Below are 4,120 nucleotides of genomic sequence, written 5' to 3'. Positions count from 1 at the left end.
TAATTATAGACATATATGGCATTCAAAGTCATTATAATATAACTAAATTGTTAATTAACTATTTAACACACAACTAATAAATTTTTCCAATATCTCTATTGTGAATCCATTCACGATGCTTTCCAATAGCTACACGTACAATATTATCAATCAAATCAACTTCATCAATCTGTTTGAAATAATATTCTGCTGGTCCTTCCAAGATTTGTCTTAAATCATAAAAAGGCCTTGGTTTAACAGCATCCGCATGCATCAATCCATAATTCTTCAATAGCTTCACATTTTCTGTTTCGTATTTCTCCAGCCCAGATTTCTGCACCTTAGTTGCAACTGTCTTTTCTTTTTTATCAAATATCTTTGCAATTTGGGATGAATCGATTAATATACTAGATTCAATTAAAAGCAATGTTATTTCATGCCCTTTAACTGTTATTGTTGTTGGATGTGAATTTTCACTATCTAGTATTAATTTCATTTTATTGCCTCAATTATATATTACAATCCCTATCTAAAAAATGTTTAGCTAGGAGAATTAACTCCCAACTATTTAAGCCCTGAACTTACCTTTAATAATCCTATTAGGCGCATTCATCAAAACACCAACAGATGTAAGTATGAATAGCTTTGTATACATCGGCAGTTCATCACGGATGTCCTTTCTCATGAATTCAATTAAGGGATAGAAGTCATACACATCTCCGTCAGGACCAAGAGGTGCAACGGTTGTTCCACTGATTTTCGAATACAGGAGTTTCATTCCAGGGTTTTGATAGTCCATACCGATGTAGGTCTTCTCGGCAATTTCAGATCCGCCATCACAAACAGCAGTGCCCAACAAATCAATATTGTCAATACCGTAATATGACCTTATCTCCTCAACCGGCTCCACATGTCTGTTAGATGCAAACATATCCGACTTTAATGTAGTCAATGACTTGTAATTAACTGCCATACTGTTTAGGTTACAGAAGCTTCCCGCTGATTCCTTAAACTTCTCCTGAGCTTTAAGGATTGTAACTCCGCTGTCATCGCCTGAAGTATAATTATATGTTGCCACTTTAGGATTGTTTAAAATCATGTTGATTGCAGCCTGCTCAATACTTCTTCCAATCAATATTCCAACATCCTGAAGCATATCATTAACGGAAATCAAATTGGAATCAAGCATCTGCGCTGATACATTCAAAACACCACCGATTGTATCAATGGATATAGTGTCGCTTACTGGTTTTCTGACGTTTAGCTCCTGAAGTGTCGCTCCAGGTGCGACGTCTTTTGCCTCACCCAACTGTCCTTTCGCTATTATCTCATCGATATTGACGCGCTGGGACATGTAAGTGTAGTACTGGGAATTCTCCTCGATTTCCTGTTTTGGAATCAGTCTTGTGAATTTCATCCATTTGGCTGAAGTGTCTGCTACAATTTGTGCCATCACTTCATCCTGAACTTTTGCGTTGTTTCCTTTAGTCAACATTAATAATCACCTCCATTTTATGGCCTGCATGTACCTGTCAATGCCAGATGCGGCTTGTTCAACAATATTCCAACCTTGCTTTGTATAAACAGCTTAGTGTATTGTGGAAGCTCATCATAGATGTCCTTTCTCATGATTTCAATAATCGGATAGAAATCGGCAATGTCTGGGTCTGATGTAATCGGAGCAACAGTTGTTCCGGAGGATTTGGAATACAATACTGTTAATGGCGCGTTTCTAAGGTCGAAAGCTATATAATCCTTTTCTCCAATCATGGACCCGCCGTCGGCATGTGTGGTTCCAAGAAAATCAATGTTGTCCACACCATAATAGCTTTGTATCTCCTCAACCGGCTGGACGAGCTTATTGCTGATGTATGCCAACTGCTTGATATAGCTTAATGTCCTATATGATTCAACCATCACTGTCAAGTCGGCACCTGCACCGGAACTGCCCTTGAAGGCTTCCTGCGCCTTGATGACGAACTGTCCGAAAGCCTCCATTGTGTCCTCGGTTTGTGTGGTATTGTATTTTGGAACCTTAGGTGAGCTTACAAGAGTATTGTAAATATTGTACTCGATTTTATTTGCAATGAGTGTAGCAACATCAGCCAATAAATCCTCAAATGAAATCCTGTCACTATCAAAGACATCCTTGTTTACATTGAGCACCCCACCGACAGTATCGATGGAAATTGTGTCGGTTACGGGCTTTCTGATGTTGAGCTCCTGCAGGGATGCGCCGGGAGCAAGGTCTTTTGCCTCACCAAGCAATCCTTTTTTGATGGCCTCATCAAGATTGATGTTCTGCCTAAAGTAAGTGTAGTAGTCGGAGTTTTCCTTGATTTCCTGCTTTGGAAAGAGCCTTGCCAATCTCAACCTTTTTGCTGACTCATCGGTGATTGTCTGGGCGATCACCTCGTTTTGAACCTTGGTATCGTTTCCTTTTGTAATCATCAGTTCTCACCTATATCGTATGGTCTGAACACTTCAATGTAATTGTATGCATCTGAACTTTCAACCGGATGCATTGCAATGTATTCACCGTCATCAGATTTGATAGCTCCAGTTGAAGTTAATGCAATCCTATCATTAACGTTAATGTTTGATAAACCACTAGCTAATTTTAATCTGAACAGATGACCTAAAACTAGGATTGCAGTTTTTCTTCTACCTCCAGTCATTGTAACCGGATCGTTAACTGCAATGCCTAAAATGATTTCACCTTCAGCAGCAGTATATTTTTTAACAGTTGGTTTTCCAATATCTGAGTTGTCTGATAAGGTTACGGCATCATCAACTTTAACTTTGTCTCCAGCATATTCATATCCTGGAGTTTCTCCGGTTGGAGTAGTTACAGTAGTTGCAGTGATGGTACCTTCATCCAATAAGAAAGTTGTAACTTCTTTTCTCTCTTCAAGTAAAATAATTGAATCTGCCATTAAATATGTCCTCCACTTAAATTCTTTATTATGTAATTTATTACTTATAATATATAAATATCACTATATTATAGCTACTTTTTTAAAATTTTTGTGGAGATTAACCTTGGCACATTAACATTAACAAAAAGATTTTAGGGAATTATATTTTCTTTATCAATGATTGCTTGCTCTGCTTCGCCACTTTCAATCATGTGAATAGCTATATCAAAATTAGTTTTAATATCGCTCATTAATCTTAGTTCAGAATCCCAAACTTCATTTTCATGCTCACGAGTGATGCCCCAGATACTAGCATCTAGTTCGCCTTCAATTAAATCTTCAGCCAGTAATTCTTCATAAATTGAAAAGTATTTACTTTGGATTTCTTCACGTAATTTCTTTAGCTGTTCATAATCATTAATAATGTCTTCAACTTGAAGCGCATGTAATTTGAATCTAGCATAATCATACATTAACTTCATTTTCCTGAAACTATCAAGAACATCTCTTTCATCAGCATTACACTCATCATATATTTTTATTTTATCTTTGTTCATTATAATCACTATTTATTAATTGAATAAATCCATATAAAATCTTTTTGATATAAATCTGGGATATTATTGCTCTCGATTTGTAATATAACAAGTTTAAATCATTATTGTATTATAGACGTGATTAATATAATAAATATTATAAGATGTGTGTAATAAAAATAAATATCATAGCATTTATAAGGGTGATAAATTGGCAAATATTCATGAAATTTCTGAAGTCATATGGAACATAGCAGACTCTGTCTTGGGAAGACCATATAAAAGACATGAATATCAAAAAGTAATTTTACCATTTACTGTTCTAAAAAGATTTGATGACCTATTAAAATATTCTAAAGAAGATGTTATAGATACATATGACTCCAATAAAAACAAAACAGAATTTCTTTCACCACTCCTTATGAGCAAATCTGTTGATGAAAATGGTCAGGAACTAGGATTCTACAATTATTCTCATTTTGATTTTGAAACATTAATACAAGATCCAGATAACCTTGAAGATAATATTAAATCTTACATTAACTGTTTCAGTAGTAATGTAACAGATATTCTTGAAAATTTTGGTATTGGAAAACAAATAGCTAAACTCTCCAAAGCAAATTTATTATATTTATTAATTAAAAAGTTCAATGAAACTAGTCTTGATTTATCACCTAAAAATATTTC

At 35.1% G+C, this 4,120-nt stretch carries 6 protein-coding genes; 1 reads left to right on the top strand and 5 read right to left on the bottom strand.

The window, feature by feature from the left end:
* Window positions 1–73: 73 nt before the first annotated feature.
* From UIB65_RS10090 to UIB65_RS10070, 5 genes are all read right to left on the bottom strand, one after another.
* A complete protein-coding gene (locus tag UIB65_RS10090) occupies window positions 74–475 on the bottom strand; it encodes a hypothetical protein (protein ID WP_330041412.1) in 402 nt (133 codons plus the stop codon).
* Between the two features lie 72 nt (window positions 476–547).
* Complete coding sequence (locus UIB65_RS10085) at window positions 548–1,474, bottom strand: hypothetical protein (protein ID WP_330041410.1); 927 nt, start codon at window positions 1,472–1,474, stop codon at window positions 548–550.
* Between the two features lie 17 nt (window positions 1,475–1,491).
* A complete protein-coding gene (locus UIB65_RS10080; protein WP_330041408.1) occupies window positions 1,492–2,430 on the bottom strand; it encodes a hypothetical protein in 939 nt (312 codons plus the stop codon).
* Window positions 2,430–2,915 carry a hypothetical protein gene (locus UIB65_RS10075; RefSeq protein ID WP_296884802.1) on the bottom strand — a complete coding sequence of 162 codons (486 nt, stop codon included), beginning with the start codon at window positions 2,913–2,915 and terminating at the stop codon, window positions 2,430–2,432. The genes UIB65_RS10080 and UIB65_RS10075 overlap by 1 nt, the downstream gene beginning before the upstream one ends.
* Window positions 2,916–3,049: 134 nt before the next feature.
* Window positions 3,050–3,454 carry a hypothetical protein gene (locus UIB65_RS10070; protein WP_330041403.1) on the bottom strand — a complete coding sequence of 135 codons (405 nt, stop codon included), beginning with the start codon at window positions 3,452–3,454 and terminating at the stop codon, window positions 3,050–3,052.
* 190 nt (window positions 3,455–3,644) lie between these two features.
* On the opposite strand from UIB65_RS10070, the gene UIB65_RS10065 reads away from it, so the two are divergent.
* Window positions 3,645–4,120 (top strand): type I restriction-modification system subunit M N-terminal domain-containing protein (locus UIB65_RS10065; protein ID WP_330041401.1); only part of this gene is annotated, 476 nt, incomplete at its 3' end.

The organism is Methanobrevibacter sp. (assembly GCF_036307625.1).
Classification (GTDB): Archaea; Methanobacteriota; Methanobacteria; order Methanobacteriales; family Methanobacteriaceae; genus Methanocatella.
Note: the sequence above shows the minus strand (reverse complement) of the source record. Positions and strands in the feature narration are given on the sequence as shown.